This is a genomic window from Streptomyces sp. GL_141, from assembly GCF_057834385.1.
Genome location: NZ_CM174402.1, coordinates 4,990,634 through 5,009,161, shown reverse-complemented (window position 1 = coordinate 5,009,161; position 18,528 = coordinate 4,990,634). Strand labels below are relative to the sequence as shown.

Annotated in this window: 17 protein-coding genes and 2 pseudogenes; 8 read left to right on the top strand and 11 right to left on the bottom strand. The window is 73.2% G+C overall.

Annotated elements, in window-relative coordinates; translation table 11 throughout:
* Positions 1 to 81: 81 nt before the first annotated feature.
* The gene (locus AC3IX6_RS22345; RefSeq protein WP_489363969.1) at positions 82 to 1,059 is read right to left on the bottom strand and encodes a sigma-70 family RNA polymerase sigma factor; all 978 of its coding nucleotides are present in this window, start codon (positions 1,057 to 1,059) and stop codon (positions 82 to 84) included.
* A gap of 532 nt (positions 1,060 to 1,591) precedes the next feature.
* Between AC3IX6_RS22345 and AC3IX6_RS22340 the strand changes: the two genes are divergently transcribed.
* Positions 1,592 to 2,236, top strand: a complete 645-nt coding sequence (locus AC3IX6_RS22340; protein WP_489363967.1) for a Uma2 family endonuclease — start codon at positions 1,592 to 1,594, stop codon at positions 2,234 to 2,236.
* Here the strand turns inward: AC3IX6_RS22340 and AC3IX6_RS22335 are convergent.
* The 4 genes from AC3IX6_RS22335 to AC3IX6_RS22320 form a co-directional block, all read right to left on the bottom strand.
* The gene (locus AC3IX6_RS22335) at positions 2,233 to 2,604 is read right to left on the bottom strand and encodes a hypothetical protein (RefSeq protein WP_489363965.1); all 372 of its coding nucleotides are present in this window, start codon (positions 2,602 to 2,604) and stop codon (positions 2,233 to 2,235) included. The genes AC3IX6_RS22340 and AC3IX6_RS22335 overlap by 4 nt on opposite strands.
* A complete protein-coding gene (locus tag AC3IX6_RS22330) occupies positions 2,597 to 3,379 on the bottom strand; it encodes a dioxygenase family protein (protein ID WP_489371521.1) in 783 nt (260 codons plus the stop codon). Before AC3IX6_RS22330 ends, AC3IX6_RS22335 begins: the two co-directional genes overlap by 8 nt.
* Before the next feature lie 141 nt (positions 3,380 to 3,520).
* Positions 3,521 to 5,050, bottom strand: coding sequence for an MFS transporter (locus AC3IX6_RS22325; RefSeq protein WP_489363963.1), 1,530 nt, complete (start codon positions 5,048 to 5,050; stop codon positions 3,521 to 3,523).
* Between the two features lie 85 nt (positions 5,051 to 5,135).
* On the bottom strand, positions 5,136 to 5,963 hold the full coding sequence (locus AC3IX6_RS22320) for a TetR/AcrR family transcriptional regulator (RefSeq protein WP_489363961.1): 828 nt from the start codon (positions 5,961 to 5,963) through the stop codon (positions 5,136 to 5,138).
* A 271-nt stretch (positions 5,964 to 6,234) separates the two neighbouring features.
* Here AC3IX6_RS22320 and AC3IX6_RS22315 point away from each other — a divergent pair, with 271 nt between their 5' ends.
* The 5 genes from AC3IX6_RS22315 to AC3IX6_RS22295 all read left to right on the top strand — a co-directional run bounded on the left by AC3IX6_RS22315 (position 6,235) and on the right by AC3IX6_RS22295 (position 11,773).
* Positions 6,235 to 7,515, top strand: a complete 1,281-nt coding sequence (locus AC3IX6_RS22315; protein WP_489363960.1) for a M6 family metalloprotease domain-containing protein — start codon at positions 6,235 to 6,237, stop codon at positions 7,513 to 7,515.
* Between the two features lie 150 nt (positions 7,516 to 7,665).
* Positions 7,666 to 8,598: a zinc-binding dehydrogenase gene (locus AC3IX6_RS22310; RefSeq protein WP_489363958.1), complete on the top strand. Its 933-nt coding sequence runs from the start codon at positions 7,666 to 7,668 to the stop codon at positions 8,596 to 8,598.
* Positions 8,595 to 9,074, top strand: coding sequence for a RidA family protein (locus tag AC3IX6_RS22305; RefSeq protein WP_489363955.1), 480 nt, complete (start codon positions 8,595 to 8,597; stop codon positions 9,072 to 9,074). Before AC3IX6_RS22310 ends, AC3IX6_RS22305 begins: the two co-directional genes overlap by 4 nt.
* A gap of 151 nt (positions 9,075 to 9,225) precedes the next feature.
* A complete protein-coding gene (locus AC3IX6_RS22300) occupies positions 9,226 to 10,977 on the top strand; it encodes a PucR family transcriptional regulator (RefSeq protein ID WP_489363953.1) in 1,752 nt (583 codons plus the stop codon).
* Between the two features lie 67 nt (positions 10,978 to 11,044).
* Entirely contained in the window at positions 11,045 to 11,773 is a 729-nt protein-coding gene (locus AC3IX6_RS22295; RefSeq protein ID WP_489363951.1) for a tyrosine-protein phosphatase, read from the top strand.
* A gap of 55 nt (positions 11,774 to 11,828) precedes the next feature.
* Here the strand turns inward: AC3IX6_RS22295 and AC3IX6_RS22290 are convergent, their stop codons facing one another.
* From AC3IX6_RS22290 to AC3IX6_RS22275, 4 genes and pseudogenes are all read right to left on the bottom strand, one after another.
* Positions 11,829 to 13,130, bottom strand: coding sequence for an ABC transporter permease (locus AC3IX6_RS22290; RefSeq protein ID WP_489363949.1), 1,302 nt, complete (start codon positions 13,128 to 13,130; stop codon positions 11,829 to 11,831).
* On the bottom strand, positions 13,127 to 13,873 hold the full coding sequence (locus AC3IX6_RS22285; RefSeq protein WP_489363947.1) for an ABC transporter ATP-binding protein: 747 nt from the start codon (positions 13,871 to 13,873) through the stop codon (positions 13,127 to 13,129). Before AC3IX6_RS22285 ends, AC3IX6_RS22290 begins: the two co-directional genes overlap by 4 nt.
* The gene (locus tag AC3IX6_RS22280) at positions 13,870 to 15,378 is read right to left on the bottom strand and encodes an efflux RND transporter periplasmic adaptor subunit (protein ID WP_489363946.1); all 1,509 of its coding nucleotides are present in this window, start codon (positions 15,376 to 15,378) and stop codon (positions 13,870 to 13,872) included. Before AC3IX6_RS22280 ends, AC3IX6_RS22285 begins: the two co-directional genes overlap by 4 nt.
* A 180-nt stretch (positions 15,379 to 15,558) precedes the next feature.
* Positions 15,559 to 15,982 (bottom strand): annotated as a pseudogene (locus AC3IX6_RS22275) (arsenate reductase ArsC).
* On the opposite strand from AC3IX6_RS22275, the pseudogene AC3IX6_RS22270 reads away from it, so the two are divergent.
* A pseudogene (locus AC3IX6_RS22270) lies at positions 15,978 to 16,199 on the top strand (arsenic resistance protein); the annotation flags it as partial. The pseudogenes AC3IX6_RS22275 and AC3IX6_RS22270 overlap by 5 nt on opposite strands.
* Before the next feature lie 2 nt (positions 16,200 to 16,201).
* Here AC3IX6_RS22270 and AC3IX6_RS22265 read toward each other — a convergent pair.
* Positions 16,202 to 16,696, bottom strand: a complete 495-nt coding sequence (locus AC3IX6_RS22265) for a GNAT family N-acetyltransferase (protein ID WP_489363944.1) — start codon at positions 16,694 to 16,696, stop codon at positions 16,202 to 16,204.
* Positions 16,693 to 17,058 carry an ArsR/SmtB family transcription factor gene (locus AC3IX6_RS22260; RefSeq protein ID WP_489363942.1) on the bottom strand — a complete coding sequence of 122 codons (366 nt, stop codon included), beginning with the start codon at positions 17,056 to 17,058 and terminating at the stop codon, positions 16,693 to 16,695. Before AC3IX6_RS22260 ends, AC3IX6_RS22265 begins: the two co-directional genes overlap by 4 nt.
* A 145-nt stretch (positions 17,059 to 17,203) precedes the next feature.
* On the opposite strand from AC3IX6_RS22260, the gene AC3IX6_RS22255 reads away from it, so the two are divergent.
* On the top strand, positions 17,204 to 18,505 hold the full coding sequence (locus AC3IX6_RS22255; RefSeq protein WP_489363940.1) for an NAD(P)-binding domain-containing protein: 1,302 nt from the start codon (positions 17,204 to 17,206) through the stop codon (positions 18,503 to 18,505).
* Positions 18,506 to 18,528 lie beyond the last annotated feature (23 nt).

Genomic DNA, 18,528 nt, shown 5'->3' with positions numbered 1-18,528 from the left:
GGGTGGGGCAAAGGGGAGCCCCCGGCGCCTGGGGGGGATAGGCACCGGGGGCTCGTATGGGGGGCTGCGGCTCGGGGGCTGTCAGGCCACCGCGTCGAAGCCGGTGTCGCGGGCCATTCGCTTCAGTTCGAGGAGCGCGTGCTTCTCGATCTGGCGGATCCGCTCGCGGGTCAGGCCGTGCTGCTTGCCCACTTCCGTCAGCGTACGCTCTCGACCGTCGTCAATGCCGTAACGCATCTTGATGATCGACGCGGTTCGCTGGTCCAGCTTGCCCAGCAGGTCCTCCAGCTCCTCGCTGCGCAGGAGGGAGAGGACGGACTGCTCCGGGGAAATGGCCGAGGTGTCTTCGAGCAGGTCACCGAACTGCGTGTCGCCGTCCTCGTCCACGCCCATGTTCAGGCTGACCGGGTCGCGCGCCCAGTCCAGGACGTCTCCGACGCGCTTCTCCGTGGTGTCCAGCTCGGCGGCGATCTCCGCGTGTTCCGGGTCCCGGCCGTTCTCGCGGTTGAACTCGCGCTGGACCCGGCGGATCCGGCCGAGCTCCTCGACCAGGTGGACGGGCAGCCGGATGGTGCGGGACTGGTCGGCGATGGAACGGGTGATCGCCTGGCGGATCCACCACGTGGCGTACGTGGAGAACTTGAAGCCCTTGGCGTAGTCGAACTTCTCCACGGCGCGGACCAGGCCGGCGTTGCCCTCCTGGATGAGGTCGAGGAGCGGCAGCCCGCTGCGCGGGTAGCGGCGGGCCACGGCGACGACCAGGCGGAGGTTGGAGCGGATGAAGACTTCCTTCGCACGCTCACCCTCGGCGGCCAGGAATTCGAGCTCCTCCTGGGAGGGCTTCTTGCCCTTGCGCTCTATCGCGCCGTCGAGGATCTGCTGGGCGTAGACGCCCGCCTCGATGATCTGCGAGAGCTCGACTTCCTTGGCCGCGTCGAGCAGCGGAGTGCGCGCGATCTCGTCCAGGTACATGCCGACCAGGTCGCGGTCTGCGATCTCCCCGCCCACGGCGCGAGCGCTGCTCGTGGACTGACGACGGGCGACGGCGCGGGTTGCCATGCGTGCTCCCTTGCGATGAGTTCGGTCGCGGTGGTGCGTGCGTGCGGTGGTTCGGCTGCCCTGGTGCGGCTGCCCGGACACTCTCCCGAGTGCCCGCTTCCGAAGGAAACAACGACTGGAATCGGGACAGAATTCCCACGTTGCTCCCTGTTTTTCGAGATCTTGCAGTATCCTGCCCCGCCACCCCCCGATCCGAGTGGATCGGGGAAGCCGTCGGGCTCGAAGATCCGCAGGTCAGGGCGGGGATCATGGCCGTCTTCCGAAGCCCGGCGGGCCCGTGGGCCAGGGCGTCGATGAGACCACCGTCACACTTGACAGGGCCGCTTTCGCCCTGCCGAAGCGCCGCCCCCGGCTGCGCTCCTACTCCAAGAGACGGCCGTCACCGGCTTCTGGTTGCCTCGGTCGGCGATGACCTACCCGTCCGAATGAAGCGGTGGCATATTCCTGTGGCATGACCCGCAGCGCCCCGAGCGTCGGAGAGTCGCTTGTGCCGCCCGGCCGGCGACGCCCACACTCAGAGGAGGTGCTGCACATGACCGCTCTCGCCCACGAGACGCTGGAGGCCGTAATGCCGAAGGTCACGACTCCCCCGTCGGACCTTGACGACGTCCTGTGGCAGGCATGGCAGGCGATCGAACTCCCCGAGGGCTACCACGCCGAAATCATCGAGGGGCTCATCGAGGTGTCACCCACGGATCGCTTGTCGCACAGCCAGATCGCCAACCGGCTTCGCCGCGCCTTGGACAAGTTCCTGGACCGGAGCGAGTTCGCGGCGTTCCAGGACACCAATGTCATTCAGGCACGGAAAGTCTGGATCCCCGATGTCCTGGTGGCACCCGAGGACGTGGAGGCCCACAGCAGCGAGGACGGGATCGGCATCAAGGCCTCCGCGGTCCAATTGATCGTCGAAGTCGTCTCCCCCGGCAGCGACGGCGTGACACGCGACCGCACCCGCAAGCGGCGCGAATACGCGCGGGCGGGCATCCCCGTCTACGTCCTCATCGACGACCACGACGAGCACGGCATCGTGACCGTGCTGACCGCTCCCGATCCCGACCAGGCCATCTACGGCGACGAGATCCGGGCGGGCTACGGCGCCACGGCCACCATCCCGAGCGGGCCCGCCAAGGGGTTCACCATCGGCGAGGACATCACCGGGCCGCCCCGCGTCCCCTAACCGGGGCGGGTGGAGACCTGGGGGCAGGCGCGGCAGGCGGGTGGGCCCGACTGGGTCCACCATCTGCAGGCCGGGCGGAGACGGCAGGCCGGGAGAGGGGTCGGGGGGCTCGGGGTTGCCGTCAGACGGGCGGCCAGGGTGCAGGTGTCGCCCGCACGGTTGAGGCAGTGCGGGACGCAGTGGGAGGCCAGGCGGAGCAGGCGGCGCGGTTCCGTTCCGGGCGGGAGTGCGGCCAGGGCTTCGGCCGCCGGGCGCGGGGCGGGGAGGTAGACCGGCGGGCCGTCGAGGCCGTCGCGGACCGCGAGGACCAGCGACTCCGGCGCGTACGCCGAGCCGCTGGGGCACCAGAGCTGCTCGCGGTCAGCCAAACTGCAGGGACCGCTTGGAGAGGCCCATCCAGAAGCCCGAGACCGGGGTGGTCGCCCCGGTGAGGTCGGATTCCGCGGTGCCCAGGGTGACGAAGAGGGGGGCGAAGTGTTCCGTACGGGGGTGGGCCAGGCGGCCGGCCGGGGACTTGGCTTCGAAGTCCAGTAGGGCGTCGATGTCGGAGGCGGCCAGCGCCTCGTGGCCCCAGGCGTCGAATTCGGCGGACCACGAGGGGACGCCGGGGCCGGTGTGGCGCAGGGCGGCCAGGTTGTGGGTGAAGAAGCCGCTGCCGACGATGAGGACGCCCTCGTCGCGCAGGGGGGCCAGTGTGCGGCCGATCTCCATCAGGCGGCGCGGGTCCAGGGTCGGCATGGATATCTGGAGCACCGGGATGTCGGCCTCCGGGAACATCTCCACCAGGGGGACGTACGCGCCGTGGTCCAGGCCCCGGTCGGGGATGTCCTGGACGGGGGTGCCGGGTGCCTTGAGGAGCTTGCGGACCGACGCGGCCAGCTCGGGGGCGCCCGGGGCGTCGTAGCGGACCTGGTAGTAGTGCTCGGGGAAGCCCCAGAAGTCGTGGACGAGCGGGACCGGCTCGGTGGCCCCGAGGGCGAGCGGGGCCTCTTCCCAGTGGGCGGAGACCATCAGGATCGCGCGGGGGCGGGGCAGGTCGGCGGACCAGGCGGCCAGTTCGCCGGGCCAGAGCGGGTCGTCCGCGAGGGGCGGGGCTCCGTGGCTCAGGTAGAGCGCCGGCATCCGGGTCCGGTGGGGGGTCATGGCTTCGGGCGTCGGCATCAGGGGCTCCAGGAATCGTCACGGCGGGCCGCCACACACAGACTAACCCCGCATCGTTCAAATTTGAACGATGCGGGGTCATCAGTCATTCCCGTACCCGCCCCGGAGCGGGGACCACCCGGGTCAGTGGGCGATCACCGGGATCTTCAGGTCGGCGTCCTCGCCCTCGGCGACCGGGTCGCCCGCGCCCGGCTTGCCGGTGGTGATGAGGGTCAGGGCGATGAGCGAGCTGGCGACCAGGATGCCGACCGCCCACCAGATCGCGGAGGAGTAGCCCTCCACCATGGCCTGGGCCTGGATCAGCTTCGCCGCCGGGCCGCCCGCCGCGGCCTCGGCCGCGTGGTCGGTCAGGTACGCGGTCGTCGCGGAGGCGGCGATCGTGTTCAGCAGGGCGGTGCCGATCGCGCCGCCCACCTGCTGCGAGGTGTTGACCATCGCGGAGGCGACACCGGCGTCGGCCGGGTTCACCCCGTACGTGGCCAGGGACATGGCGGGCATGAACGCCGTGCCCATGCCGAGGCCCAGCAGCAGCTGCGCCGGCAGGATCAGCGCCGGGTAGGAGGAGCCGACCTCGAGCTGCGTCAGCAGCAGCATGCCGCTGGCGGCGACCATGAAGCCGGGGCCCATCAGCAGGCGCGGCGGAACCCGCGTCATGAGGCGGGCGCCGATCTGCGTGGAGCCGGCGATCATGCCCACGATCATCGGGAGGAAGGCGAAGCCGGTCGTGACGGGCGAGAAGCCCTTGACGACCTGCAGGTAGTAGGTGAGGAAGAGGAACAGGCCGAACATCGCGATGACGGCGAGGCCCAGCGAGAGGTAGACGCCGCCGCGGTTGCGCTCCAGCAGGACGCGCAGCGGGAGCAGCGGGTTCTTCGTACGGGACTCGACGAGGACGAACGCGCCGAGCAGCACCACGGAGGCGATGAACATGCCCACGGTGAGGCCGTCCGACCAGCCGGCCGACTCGGCGCGGGTGAACCCGTAGACGAGGGCGACCAGACCCGTGGTGGACAGCAGGACGCCGGGGATGTCGAGCGGTGCGCGGTTACGGCCGCCGGCCGGCTCGCGGATGATCATCCAGGCGCCGACGGCGGCGACGATCGCGAACGGGATGTTGACGAAGAAGGTCCAGCGCCAGTTCAGGTACTCGGTGAGGACGCCGCCGAGGATCAGGCCCACGGCGCCACCGCCACCGGCGATCGCACCGTAGATGCCGAAGGCCTTGGCGCGCTCCTTGGCGTCGGTGAACATGACGGCCAGCAGCGAGAGCGCGGCGGGCGCGAGCAGTGCGCCGAAGGCACCCTGGAGGGCGCGGGCGCCCAGCATCATGGCCTCACCCTGTGCGGCGCCGCCCAGCGCGGAGGCCAGGGCGAAGCCGACGAGGCCGACGATGAAGGCGTTCTTGCGGCCCCACTTGTCGGCGATGCGGCCACCGAAGAGGAGCAGTCCGCCGAAGGCCAGCGCGTACGCGGTGATGACCCACTGGCGGTTGCCGTCCGAGATGCCGAGGTCGGTCTGGGCGGACGGGAGGGCGATGTTCACGATGGTGGCGTCGAGGACGACCATCAGCTGCGCCAGCGCGATGAAGACCAGGGCCTTCCAGCGACTGGGGTCGGCGCCGGTCAGCTGCGGGTTCGCGGCTGTTTTTGACATGGGGGTACCCACTTCATGGTGCGAGATGACTGAAAAGAGATATTTGGGGCGGTCTTGCGACGCTAAAGGGCGCGACCCGGGGGCGTCACATGGTTTTCCGCCTCAGGTCCGCCAGCGTGGTCGCCGAGCCCGGCAGTTCGGAGCGGGCCGGGGCCCTCAACCCGTCGAGGAACAGCTGCAGATGACGGTGGACGAACACCTTCGCGTCGAAGCAGCCGGTGCCCGGGAGGGGGCGGCTGAGCTGGGACAGCGCGATCATCAGGTCGCCGATGCCGATGTCCGTGCGGAGCAGTCCGGAGGCGCGGCCGGCGGCCAGCAGGGCCTCGATCGAATCCTCCAAGGCCTCGCGGGAGGCGACCAGTTCGGGGTGGTCGTGGTCGAATTCGCTGGAGAGCACGGGGCACAGGGCACCGATCCGCTCGTCCGCCGCCGCGTGCGTGAACCGGCACAGGGCGGCGAAGGCGTCCGGCTCCTCGGCGAGCGAGTCGACGGCCAGGCCGGTCACCCGGTCCAGGCCGAAGAGCACGACGTGGTGGAGCAGGGCCGGACGGTCGGGGAAGTGCCGGTAGAGCGTGGCGTTGCCCACGCCGGCCCGGCGGGCGATCTCGTCGAGGGGGGCGGCCGGGCCGAATTCCACGAGCACGTCGCGGGCGGCGGTCAGGATGCGCTCCCGGTTGCGGACGGCGTCGGCGCGCGGGCGCGGGACCGCGTCCGTGCCGGTGCCGGTGCCGGTGCCGGTGCCGGTGCGCGCACGGGCGCGCTTGCCGGCCGCCTTGATCTTGCCCACGGCGGCCCCCACGGCCGCGCCCACGCACGCACCCGAGCCGCCCGCGGCCGGAGCCGTGAGGTCGAGGTCGGCCTCCGGGCCCGGTACGGGCAGGGCCGCCGGATCGGTGGTGGCGGGGCTCTTCATGGACGACTCCCTGAGGGGGTGACGCGCAGGTCGGGTGGGTCGCTCACGCCGAAACGGGGAGCAGCTCCCCGGTTCGTGGGGACTCTTGTTCAAACGGGGAGAGGGTCCCCGCTTATTTCACTCTCCCGTGTGACCTGGGTCACACCGATTTGGGGCTTTTGATCCCGTTTGGCCTCTTCCGGCGCGCGAGCGCGCTCCAGCCGTCGGAGGGTGAGCCCACAGAGCGCAGTCCGGACCCGGCCGGCTGCCGCGGACCCGAAGGCCGATCTCCATGTCGCAGACGCGCCACCGGATACGCAAGCCAAGCCGCACCAGCGTGTACGTGGGCATCACCGCGCTGGCGCTCGGCATCACGGCGACGGCGAGCGCGGGCATATCCAGCCGCAGCCATTCGGCGGCCGGGCCGGTGGGCGCGACCAGCGCCGAGGCACTGCTCGCGCCCTGCCGGATCTCCGGCGCGATGGGCGTGCAGATGTCCGAGGGACTGCCGACCGCGCCGGGCTACTCGCGCTCGACCGGCGAGGTCCGGGCGCTGAACCTGATGATCGACTTCCCCGACGCCAAGGGCGAGGGCACGGCGGCCGACCGGCTGGCGGAGTTCTTCCCGCAGACGTCCGACTGGTTTCGCACCAGCTCCTACGGGCGGCTGACCTACCGGGCCGAGGCGCCCATAAAGAACTGGCTGCGGATGCCGATGCCGTTCGCGGCGTACGGGATCGAGCGGGGTTCCGCGTACGAGCCCGGCTACCGCCAGCTCGTCGAGCACATCATCAAGACCTCCGACGCCGAGGTCGATTTCTCCCGGTATGACCTGATAAACATCCTCGTCACCCCGAACGCCGGCCCCTCCGCCCTCGACACCGTCCTCTCCGTCACCTTCTCCGGCAACGGCGAGGCCCCGATGGCGGACGGCGTCCCGCTCGCCAACACGTCCTTCGTCTACAGCCGCCAGGACGACGGCTCCGGCTCCTACCGGGAGACCGGCTACCGCGTGCTCCCCCACGAGAACGGGCACGTCTTCGGCCTGCCCGACCTCTACACCGCCGACGGCGGCGGCACGGTGGGGCACTGGGACATCATGAGCGAGGACTGGGGCGCCAACAACGACCTGCTGGGCTGGCACAAGTGGAAGCTGGGCTGGCTCGACAGCAACCAGATCAGCTGCGCCGGGAAGTCCGGGGTCAGCGACCACGTGCTGAGTCCGCTGGCCGTGGAGGGCGGCACCAAGCTGGCCTTCGTCCCCGTCTCGGAGAGCGCCGGGTACGCCGTGGAAGTGCGCACCCGCGCCGGGAACGACGAGGCCGTCTGCAAGCCCGGGGTCCTCATCTACAAGGTGGACTCCGAGGTGGACACCGGCCGCGGGCCCGTCACCGTCTCCGACAGCTCCGGTGCGAGCGGGGGCTGCACCCGGCGCTCCAACGTGCACGCGGAACTCTCGGACGCGCCGTTCCGGCCGGGCGAGACCTTCACCGACGAGAAGTCGGGCATCAGCGTCTCGGTCGTCGGCGAGCTGCGCAACGGCAGCTACCAGGTCCGGGTCACCCGGCCGTGAGCGGCGGGCTCCGCAAGTGGAGCGGGACGAACAGCGGCTCCACATGCTGACGCTCGGCCCGCCCGCTAGCGACCTACGGCCCCCCGCCGGGCCGGATCCGTACCCGCATGGTTGGAAACCGAGCCGTGTAACGCCGAGTCAAGGAGACCCGTGAAGGCCTTCGCGCTGCGCCGTACCGGCGAGCCGCCCGCCGTGCTGGAACGGCCCGTCCCCCACCCCGGGGCCGGCGAGGTCCTCGTACGCACCACGGCCGCGCTCATCTGCGCCTGGGACGGGCACACCGCCGCCGGGGCGCCCACCGGGCTCGGCCACGAGGCCGTCGGCGTCGTCGAGGCCGTCGGCCCCGGGGTCTGCCCCTCCTACGTCGGCCGGCGCGTCGGCGTCGAGGGCCACGGGCGGCTCGCCGAGTTCTTCCGCGCCCCGGCGGCCGGGGCCGGGCTGATCCCGCTCCCCGACACCATCTCCGACCACCAGGCCCTCTACGCGGCGGGCGCGCTCCCCACCGGCTTCGCCGCCGCCCAGGAGTCCGGGCCGCCCCCGGGCGGCAGCGTCGTCGTCTTCGGCCAGGGCGCGGTCGGGCTCAGCGCGACCATCGCGGCCGGCCGGCTGCGCGGGGCCCGCGTCATCGCCGTCGAGCCGGAGATGAAGCGCCAGCGCCTCGCCCTGCGGTTCGGGGCCGACGTGGTGATCGACCCGGCCTACGAGGACACCACCGAGCGGATCATGGAGCTGACCGGCGGCGTCGGCGCCGACCGCGCGATCATGGCGACGGCCGCGCCCGCCGCCGCGAAGGCAGCCCGCGGGGGGCTCTCGGAGAGCGGGAAGATCACGTACGCCCGCTGCCGGCCGCCGCAGAGCAGCGGGGCGCGGCTCGCGCGGGCGCTGCACCTGATCGGGGACGGGCTGGTGGACCCGACGGTGATCACCACGCACGAGTTCCCGTTCCACCGGGTCGGGGAGGCCTTCGGGCGGCTCGCCGCGAAGGAGCCGGGCATGATCAAACCGGTCATCCTCTTCCCGCGCCCGGCCCCCTCCTCCGCTTTCTCCGCCTCCGCCAGCGACCACAAGGAGATCCGCGCATGACCAGCACCCCCGAAGAGCGCCTCGCCGCCGCCGGTCTGAAGCTCCCGCCGACGCCCTCGCCGGTCGCCGTCTACGTACCCGCCGTACAGACCGGGCACTACGTGTACACCTCCGGCCAGCTCCCCATGGTCGACGGCGCGCTCCCCCTCACCGGGAAGGTCGGCGCCGAGGTCACCCCGGAGCAGGCCAAGGAGCTGGCGCGGCAGTGCGCGCTGAACGCGCTGGCCGCCGTCACCTCCGTCGCCGGGGACCTCTCCGCGGTGAAGCGCGTGGTCAAGGTGGTCGGTTTCGTGGCCAGCGACCCGCACTTCACGGGACAGCCCGGCGTGGTCAACGGCGCGAGCGAGCTGCTGGGCACCGCCTTCGGCGACGCGGGCATCCACGCCCGCAGCGCGGTCGGCGTGAGCGTGCTGCCGCTGGACGCACCCGTCGAGGTGGAGCTCCTCGTCGAACTGCACGCTCCGATGGGCCTTTAGACGGGGCGTCCGACGGTCACCGATCCCACGAACCGGGGCGCTCGGACTCACCCCGATTTCCGTGGAATTACCCCAACGTAAAGGCCTGACCTGGGCTTCAGTGGGGATCCGTCGCGATCGGGAACCTGGCGGCACATGGCAAAGTGGGGTCATGAGGCTGCGTGATCTGCTGTCGTCCGAAGAGGCCCAGACGCCTGCGGACCTGTGTCTGGTGCGCCTGTTGCGGCTGCCCGGTGGCGAGCGGGACCTCGACCGGCCCGTCCTCGGGACGGTGACCATCGACCTGCCCGACCCCGGGCGCTTCGTGTCCCCGGGGGACTTGGTGCTGTCCGGGCTGGCCTGGCACCGTCAGGACGCGGGGGCCGGCCAGGACCCGGGGGCCGACCGGTCCGACGCGTTCGTCCGGGTGCTCGTGGAGGCGGGCGCCGTGGCGCTGGGCGCGGGCGAGGCGCAGTTCGGACACGTCCCCGAGGATCTGGTGGAGGCCTGCGCCCGGTACGGGCTGCCGCTGCTCGCGGTGGGCGTGGAGGTGCCGTTCACCTCGGTCACCGAGTACGTGGCGCGCGGGCGGACCGAGGAGCGGATCGGCGGTCTCGCCGCGCTCGTCGACCGGCACCGGCGCTTCAGCACCCAGCGGCAGGCCGGGGCGGGGGCCGAAGCCCTCCTCGAACTGCTGCTGGCCGAACTGGACCTGCACGCGCACATCCTGTCCCCGACCGGCCGGCTGATCGCGGGCGCGCAGCCGCCGCTGCCGGAGAAGACGGCCTCGGCGCTGGCCGGGCGGTTCCTGGCCGCCGAACGGGCGGGCGAGCGGGCCCCGCACCGTACGGTCGCGCGCGGGACGGCCTTCTCGCTGTTCCCGGTGCGCTCCGGGGCCGGGGAAGAGGACTCCGCTCCCGGTGCGGCGCTGACCGACTGGCTGATCGCCGTCGAGGCCGACAGCGCCGACTGGAACGACGAACGCGTCGACCTGCTGGACCGGCTCGCGCGGCTGGTCTCCGTGGAGCGCGGCGGCCGCGACACCGACCGCACGATGCGGCGGCGCGCGGCCGAACGGCTGCTGGCGCTGGTCGGCTCGGCCGCCGCCGCCGGGGAGAGCGGGCAGGCGCTCTTCGAGGAAGAGGAGGCGGCGGCCCGGCTCACGGCCGGGGACACCGGGGACACCGGGGCTGCAGGACACGCCGGGGACGGCGGCTCGGAAGGCCGGCTGCACTGGCAGGCCGTGTCGGCCCGGCTGGACACCAAGGGGGCGCACGGGTTCCCCGTAGCGGCGTCCGTACGCGACCTGCTGGAGGAGGTCCTGCTGCATCCGCGCTGCCTGGGGCCGGACGCCGGTCCGCGGATGGCCGTCACGGCGGCCGGGGACGGGGCCGAGGCCGTCGCCTTCGTGCTCGTCGCGGCGGACGCCCGGCTGACCCCCGATGCGGTCGTCCGGGTCGCCGGCGGCTCGCTGCCGCGCGGGCTGCGGGCCGGGGAGCGGCTGGCCTTCGGCGTGAGCGACCCGGTGGGCGGGGCCGCGGAACTGCGGCACGCGCTCGCGCAGGCCCGTAACGCCCGCCAGGTCGCGGCCCCTTCGGACCAGGTCGCCGCCTGCGGGCCGGACGATCTCGCCGCGCACGTCATGGCGCTGCTGCCGCTGATCCCGGCCGAGGTCCGGCGGGAGTTCAGCCGCCGGCTGCTGGCCCCGCTGACGGACTACGACCGGCGCTACCGCTCGGACCTGGTGCCCACCCTGCGGTCCTTCCTGGAACACGACGGCTCCTGGGCGCGCTGCGGAGAGGCACTGCACCTGCACGTGAACTCGCTGCGCTACCGGATCAGCCGCATCGAGGCGCTGACGGGGCGCAACCTGAGCCGGCTCGAGGACAAGATGGACTTCGTCGCGGCCCTGCAGATGGGCTGAGCCCCGCCCGGAGTAGCCTCTCGGTCCGCAGGAAGATCATCGGCACCGCACCGAGGGGGATCCCCGCATGGCCCGCCACATCGAGTTCGAGCGACTGCACAACTTCCGTGACCTGGGGGGCTACCGCACGGAGGACGGCTCCACCGTCGCGTGGGGCGCCCTCTACCGGGCGGACTCGCTCGGCAAGCTCGCGGGCGCCGACTGGGACCGGTTCCTGGACCTCGGCGTGCGGACGGTCGTCGACCTGCGCTACCCCTGGGAGATCGAGGCCAAGGGGCGGATACCGGAGCCCGAGCGGTTCACGTACGCCAACCACAGCATCGAGCACCGGCCGTACGACCAGGCCGAGATCGACCCGGACACCGACCCCTGGCGGTTCCTCGCGGACCGGTTCGCCGAGGTCGCCGAGGACGGGGTGGCGGAGATCCGCGCCGCGATCGAGCTGCTCGCCGAGGGCCCGGGACCGGCGGTCTTCCACTGCACCTCGGGCAAGGACCGCACCGGCCTGATCGCCGCGCTCGTCCTGACCCTGCTCGGCGTGGACGAGGAGCAGATCCTCGCGGACTTCGCCCTGACCGAGCTGGCCACCGCCCGGCTGACGGCCGACTGGCACACCGCCCACCCGGGCCGCACCATGCGCTGGCCCTCGTACGGCCGTGCGCCCGCCGAGATCCTGCGCCTGACCCTGGCCGACCTCGCCGCCCGCCACGGCTCGGTCCACTCCTACCTGACGGACGCGGTCGGGATCACCCCGGCCACGACGGCGCGGCTGCGGGACCGGTTCCTGACGCGGTGACCCCGGGTGCCGTCCGGGCCGGTACGGGCCTGGCCGGCCGGACGGACGGCACGCGTCAGCGGCGCAGGGCCTCGGCCGGCTGGATGCGGCCGGCCCGCCACGCGGGGTGGACGCCGGCCAGCAGGCCCGTCACCAGGCCGAGGGCGGGAGCCGCCGCGACGATGCCGGGGTGCAGGACCGGCGTCCAGTCGCGGACCAGGGCCACCGCCACCACCGTGATCGTGCCGAGGGCGGTGCCGATCAGGCCGCCGAGGCCGCCGAGGGCCGCGGATTCCGCGAGGAACTGTGCGGTGACGTGCCGGGTACGGGCGCCCAGGGCGCGGCGCAGCCCGATCTCGCCGGTGCGCTCCATGACGGCGACGAGGGTGGTGTTGGCGATGCCGATCGTGCCGATGAAGAGGCAGAGGGAGGCGAGGAGGAGGAACAGCACGTCGAGATCGGCGGTGACGTGCGCGCGCAAGGTCCTGGGATCGGGCGGCGGAACCGCCTTGAAGTACTCGGGGTGGGCGGGCGACAGGGCCGCCGGTGCCTCGGCCCCGACCTGGGCGGCCGCCCCCAGCCGGGTGGAGACGAGCATCCGGGCATCGCCCTTCGGGACGCCCCACAGCTCCTGGGCCGTGGAGCGCGGGACCACCACGGACAGCAGCAGGTCGGCCTTGCGCTCGACGTCCTCGACGATCCCGATGACGGTGAACCCCTGGTCGCCGATGAAGACGGCCGGCCGGGTCTCCAGGGTGGTGATGCCGAGCCGGGACGCCGTACCGCTGCCGATCACGGCCACGCGCTGCTTGGTGGCATCGTGCCAGGCGTCGTGGACCCGGCCCTGGGAGAGGGTGGGGCCCGCGGCTTCCAGCGCTCCGGAGGAGGCGGCGACGACCGGGAGGTCGGCGGCCCCGCCGGCGGCCGGACCGCCGACGGGGGTGGAGCGCACGGCCTGGCCCGCGCCGAGCCGGACGGTCCAGTAGACGCCCGCGTGCCGGACGCCGTTGAGGCGGGACACCCGTTCGTCGGCGTCGGGCGGGAAGGCCAGGTCCACGAACTCGTCGGTCTGCGCGGAGACGTCCTCGACGGTCACCTCGGTCGCCGTCAGGGTGTTGAACCGCTCGTCGATCTGTGAGGAGGCCGTGGCGGTCAGCCCGAGGACGGCCACGAACGTACCGACGCCGAGGACGGTGCCGACCGCGGTGAGCGCCGACCGGCCGGGGCGTTGCAGGACGCCGGCCAGGCACTCCGAGAGCAGCTCCCGCCAGGCGAACCGGGAGCGCGGTACGGGGCGTGCGGAGCGGCGGCGGGTCGGGAACCGGGGGCGGCGGCCCTTCGGTAGCGGAGAGCGGTTCAGGAGCCGGAAGCGGTTCACGGGCGCACCAGCTCGCTCAGTACGCCGTCGCGGACGGCTGCGGAGCGGTCGCCGCGGGCCGCCACCGCGGGGTCGTGGGTGATGACCACCACCGTCATGCCGTCCCGGTGCAGCTCGTCGACGAGCTCCAGGATCGAACCGGCCGTGGCGGTGTCGAGGTTGCCGGTCGGCTCGTCGCACAGCAGCAGTGAAGGGGCTCCTACCAGGGCCCTGGCGATGGCCACGCGCTGGCGCTCGCCGCCGGACAGCGTGGTCGGCAGCGCGTCCGCCCGGTGGCCGAGGCCGACCCGGTCGAGCGCTTCCCCGGCCCTGGCCCGTCGCTCCGCACGGCCGGTTCCCCGGTAGACCAGCGCCAGGGCGACGTTCTCCCGGGCGGTGCGGTGCGGGAGCAGGTGGAACGCCTGGAAGACGAAGCCGATGCGCTGGGCGCGCAGGGCCGTACGGTCGGCGTCGCGCAGCGTGCCGGTGTCGACCCCGTCCAGCAGGTAGTTGCCGCTGGTGGGGGCGTCGAGCAGCCCGACGATGTTGAGGAACGTGGACTTGCCCGCTCCGGAGGGGCCCACGACGGTGAGGAACTCCCCCCGTTCCACGACGAGGTCGCAGGGGGCCAGCGCCTCCACGGGCGGCGGGCCCGGGTACGTCAGACCCGCCTGCCGGAGCTCGATGACGGCGGGGGCGCCGGGGACGGCGGGGACTCCGGGGGCGCCGGGGACGCCTGGCGCACCGGACGGGAGCGCCCTCACGGCCCCTTCTCCGGCCCGCCGCGCACGCCCACGACGGCGCGCTCGCCCTCGGCCAGGCGATCCCCCTCCGCGGGCCTGACCTCGACGTGTCCGTCACCCGTCGTTCCGGTGGTCACCCGGACCCGGCGGCGGGTCCCGTCCGGCTCCAGCACGGTCACGTACGTCCTGCCGTCCACCGCGGCCGAGACCGCCGAGACCGGAACCACCAGGACCGCGCCGCCCGTCGACGCCGCCTCGATCGTCAGGCGCACGTCCTGGCCCGCCAGCCGGGGGTCCAGCGGGGACTTGGGCTGGACGACCATCAAGTAGCCCTTGGGGCCGACCGGTTGCTGCCCCGACGGCTCTCCGGTCCCGGTGGCGGGCTGCTCCTGCCCCACCGTGTCGGCGACCGAGGCGACGGAGGCCTCCGCGGTCACGCCGGTGACCTCGGATGCGATCCGCACCTGCCGGCCGGGCTGCACCAGACCCTTCTGGTGCTCCTGGAGATGGCCGTTGACCACGAGGTCTCCGGCCGACACGGTGAGCACCTTGCCGGACACCTGCGCCCCGACCTTGGAGGCGATCGCGTCCACCCGGGCGGGGAAGCTCGACAGGAAGACCACCTCGGCGACGGGCACCATCGGGCCGGCCGCCGCCAGTACCTCCGCCAGCCGGGCCCGCGCGGTGCCCAAGTCCTCCTTGGAGCGATCCAGTTGCTTGCGCAGCCCGTCCAGGTCGGCCCCGGCGTCACCGCCGGAGCCCTTGCCGTCCACCGCCCGCGGATCGGCGCCGCGAGCGCCCGGCGAAGCGGACGGCGAAGCCGACGGCGCCGGCCGCGGGGCGGAGGCGGCCTTCCTGGCCCGGTCCAGGGCGTCCCGCGCGTCCTCCACGGCGCGCTCCGCCGAGGTGACGGCCTGGCGCGCCTCGGCCACCGAGGCGTTCCCGTCGGGCAGCGCGGGCTGCGGGTCGTGGCCGGCGGCGGCGTAGAGCGCAGCCAGGGCCGCCTTCGTGCCCTCTCCGAAGCGCCCGGCTCCGTCCGCGCCCGTGGGGTGGCCCAGCCGGGCGAGCGCCTGCTGCAGTTGGGCGACGTCGCCGCCCTCGGCGCCGGGCTTGAGGTCCCGGTATGCCGGCAGGGTGCCCCGTAGCGCGATGACCGGGCGCCCGGAGACCTCCAGCAGCACCTGGCCCTCCTCGACCCGGCCCCCCACGGCGACCGGCAGTTTGGTGACGACGGCGCCGGCCGCGCCGGGGGCTCCGCCGGCCGGGGTCACGTCCACGGACTGCTGTGCGGTGACGGTCCCGCGCACGACCACCGAGGCCACCAGCACCCGCTGCTCCACGGGGGCGGTCAGCACGCTCGGCGGAGGGGCCGCGGAGTCCGCGGCGGCCTGGGCCGGCGACTTGACCACCTGGGCGACCGCCACCGCGACGCCGGAGAGCAGCACGGACCCGGCCGCCACCCCGACGACCCACCTGCGCCGGCGCGGGAGGCCCGCGGGCGGCGGCGGCTGCTTCTCGTCCTTCATCCGGAGGCCCCCCACGAGCTACCCATTCCTGTCCCGCCGAACGGCTTTGGGGCCCGTCGGCGGCAAGGCGCTCATTAGATCACCGCGGCGCTCCGGCAAAAGAGACAGTCCGGGACATGCCAGCCGTCACAGTTGCGTAAAGCGGACGGGCCCGGCCTCCGGCCGGCAGGAGGCGCGAGGTCAGCTCTGCCGGTTCCGTGCGTCGATCTCGGCGACGAGCCCCTCGATGAGGCCCTTGATCGCGTCCCGGATGGGGCGTACGGCCTCGCCCCCCCTGGCCCGCGGGGTCCTCCAACTGCCAGTCGAGGTAGGTCTTGCCGGGGAAGTACGGGCAGGCGTCCCCGCAGCCCATCGTGATGATGTAGCCCGACGCCCGCGCGGCCTCGGGGGTCAGCACCTTCGGCTTCTGGTCGGAGATGTCGATGCCCAGCTCGGCCATGGCGGCGCCGGCGGAGGGGTTGATCCGCTCTCCGGGCAGGGAGCCCGCGGAGCGGACCTCGACGCGGTCTCCGGCGAGGTGGCCCAGGAATCCGGCGGCCATCTGCGACCGGCCCGCGTTGTGGACGCAGACGAACAGCACGGAGGCGAGCGGGGTGGAGGGCAAGGCCATCGGCCTGCCCTGCGACCGCACCGCCACCCTCGCCTTCACGGCCGCGGGCAACCACTTCGAGCTGGCCATCGCCGTCGCCATCGCCACCTTCGGCGTCACCTCCGGGCAGGCCCTGTCCGGGGTCGTCGGGCCGCTGATCGAGGTACCGGTCCTGATCGGGCTGATCTACGTATCGCCGGCCTGGCGCAAGAGGTTCACGACGGCCGCCTGACCTCAGTCGATCAGCGGGCTGCGGCGCTCCAGCAGGACGACGTCGCGCCACACGCCGCGGAGGCGGCCGATGCGCCGGCGGGTGCCGACGATCCGGAAGCCCGCACGCTGGTGCAGGGCCAGGCTCGGGGTGTTCTCGGGGAAGATCCCGGACTGGATCGTCCAGATGCCCGCCGCCTCGGTCGAGGCGATCAGCGCGTCCAGCAGGGCGCGGGCGACGCCGCGGCCCCGGGCGGCGGGGTGGACGTAGACGGAGTGCTCGACCACGCCGGCGTACGCGCACCGGTCCGAGACCTTGGACGCGGCGACCCAGCCGAGCAGCTTGCCGTCCGGGTCGACCGCGGCGAAGCGGTGCTCGGGCAGCCTGGCCGCGTCGAAGACCTCCCAGGTGGGGGCCTCGGTCTCGAAGGTGGCGTTGCCCTCGGCGATCCCGGCCCGGTAGATCGCGAGGACCTCGTCCGCGTGCGCCCGGGTCAGCGGCTCGATGCGGACGCTCATGCCGAGCCAGCCCGGGTCAGCAGGGCACCCATGGCCGCGAGGACGGCGGGCTCCACGCGGTAGTAGACCCAGGTGCCGCGCCGCTCGGAGGAGAGCAGGCCGGCGTCCTTCAGCTTCTTCAGGTGGTGGGAAACGGTCGGCTGGGAGACGCCCACATCCGAGATGTCGCACACGCACGCCTCGCCGCCCTCGTGCGAGGCGACGGCGGAGAAGAGCCGCAGGCGCACCGGATCCCCCAGGGCCTTGAACATCAGCGCAGTCCGCTCGGCCTCCTCGGCCGTCAGCGGGCGCTCCGACAGGGGCGGGCAGCAGGCCGCGACGGCCTCCGGCTCCAGCAGGGGCAACACCTTCGAAGGGGGCATGCCGCCATCATCCCCAGAAATTCGATGGATGTCTATGTTGACGGACGTCGATACAGGGTGTCAGCCTGGAGCCGTCAGACATCGACGAACGTCGAATCAGTGAAGTGTTCGGAAGCGGTCTCGGAAGCAGCCAGGGGAGCCCGTCGTGAACGCATCCACCGAAGCCCTGCCCGTCGTCGTGATCGGGGCCGGTCCGATCGGCCTCGCGGCCGCGGCCCGGCTCGTCGAGCGGGACATCGAGCCCCTCGTACTGGAGGCGGGCCCCGCCGCGGCCTCCGCGGTCCGCGCATGGGCCCACGTACGCCTCTTCTCCACCTGGGGCGAGGTCGTCGACCCGGCCGCCGAGAAGCTCCTCGCCCCCACCGGCTGGACCAAGCCCGACGCCGACACCTACCCCTCCGGCGGCGACTGGGCCAACCTCTACCTCCAGCCGCTGGCCGACGCCCTCGGCGCGCGCGTCCGCTACGGCGCGACCGTCACCGGGGTCTCCCGCACCGGCCGGGACCGCATCGTCGACGCCGACCGCGCGGACCAGCCCTTCGTCATCCACTACACCGCTGCCGACGGCACCGAGGCCCGCGTCTTCGCCCGCGCCGTCATCGACGCCTCCGGTACGTGGTCCACCCCCAGCTCGGCCGGCGGCAGCGGCCTGCCCGCCCTCGGCGAGCGCGCCGCGGGCGACCGCGTCTCCTACCGGGTCCCGAACCTCAAGGACCCCGCTGTCCGCGCCCGTTACGCCGGCAAGCGCACCGCCGTCATCGGCTCCGGCGCCTCCGCCTTCACCGCGCTCGCCCACCTCGCCGGCCTCGCGAAGGAGGAGACCGGCACCCGTGCCGTCTGGATCCTGCGCCGCGGCATCTCCGGGTCGACCTTCGGCGGCGGCGAAGCCGACCAGCTGCCCGCCCGCGGCGCCCTCGGCCTCGCCGCGAAGGCCGCCATCGACGGCGGATACGCCGACGCGGTCACCGGCTTCCGCACCGAGACCATCGAGCGCGACTCCGACGGCCGCCTGGTCCTCGTCGGCGAGGACGGACGCCGCCTCGACCCCGTCGACGAGCTCATCGTCCTGACGGGCTTCCGCCCCGACCTCACCTTCCTCGGCGAACTCCGCCTCGGCCTCGACGAACGCCTCCAGGCCCCGACCGAGCTGGCCCCGCTGATCGACCCCAACCAGCACTCCTGCGGCACCGTCTACCCCCACGGCGCCACCGAGCTCTCCCACCCGGAGCAGGACGTCTACCTCGCCGGCATGAAGTCCTACGGCCGCGCCCCCACCTTCCTGGCCATGACCGGCTACGAGCAGGTCCGCTCCATCGCCGCCGCCCTCGCGGGCGACCACGAAGCCGCCGGACGCGTCGAGTTGACCCTGCCCGGAACCGGGGTCTGCGGCGGCCCCGACCTCTTCGACCAGCCCGGCGGAACCGAGGAGAGCGGCGGCTGCTGCTGACGGTGCGGCGAGCGCGTGCGGCC

Coding starts and splice junctions, on each gene's coding strand:
- AC3IX6_RS22345 (WP_489363969.1), bottom strand. CDS start 1,059: ATGGCAACCCGCGCCGTCGCCCGTCGTCAGTCCACGAGCAGCGCTCGC.
- AC3IX6_RS22340 (WP_489363967.1), top strand. CDS start 1,592: ATGACCGCTCTCGCCCACGAGACGCTGGAGGCCGTAATGCCGAAGGTC.
- AC3IX6_RS22330 (WP_489371521.1), bottom strand. CDS start 3,379: ATGACCCCCCACCGGACCCGGATGCCGGCGCTCTACCTGAGCCACGGA.
- AC3IX6_RS22325 (WP_489363963.1), bottom strand. CDS start 5,050: ATGTCAAAAACAGCCGCGAACCCGCAGCTGACCGGCGCCGACCCCAGT.
- AC3IX6_RS22320 (WP_489363961.1), bottom strand. CDS start 5,963: ATGAAGAGCCCCGCCACCACCGATCCGGCGGCCCTGCCCGTACCGGGC.
- AC3IX6_RS22315 (WP_489363960.1), top strand. CDS start 6,235: ATGTCGCAGACGCGCCACCGGATACGCAAGCCAAGCCGCACCAGCGTG.
- AC3IX6_RS22305 (WP_489363955.1), top strand. CDS start 8,595: ATGACCAGCACCCCCGAAGAGCGCCTCGCCGCCGCCGGTCTGAAGCTC.
- AC3IX6_RS22300 (WP_489363953.1), top strand. CDS start 9,226: ATGAGGCTGCGTGATCTGCTGTCGTCCGAAGAGGCCCAGACGCCTGCG.
- AC3IX6_RS22295 (WP_489363951.1), top strand. CDS start 11,045: ATGGCCCGCCACATCGAGTTCGAGCGACTGCACAACTTCCGTGACCTG.
- AC3IX6_RS22280 (WP_489363946.1), bottom strand. CDS start 15,378: ATGAAGGACGAGAAGCAGCCGCCGCCGCCCGCGGGCCTCCCGCGCCGG.
- AC3IX6_RS22265 (WP_489363944.1), bottom strand. CDS start 16,696: ATGAGCGTCCGCATCGAGCCGCTGACCCGGGCGCACGCGGACGAGGTC.
- AC3IX6_RS22260 (WP_489363942.1), bottom strand. CDS start 17,058: ATGCCCCCTTCGAAGGTGTTGCCCCTGCTGGAGCCGGAGGCCGTCGCG.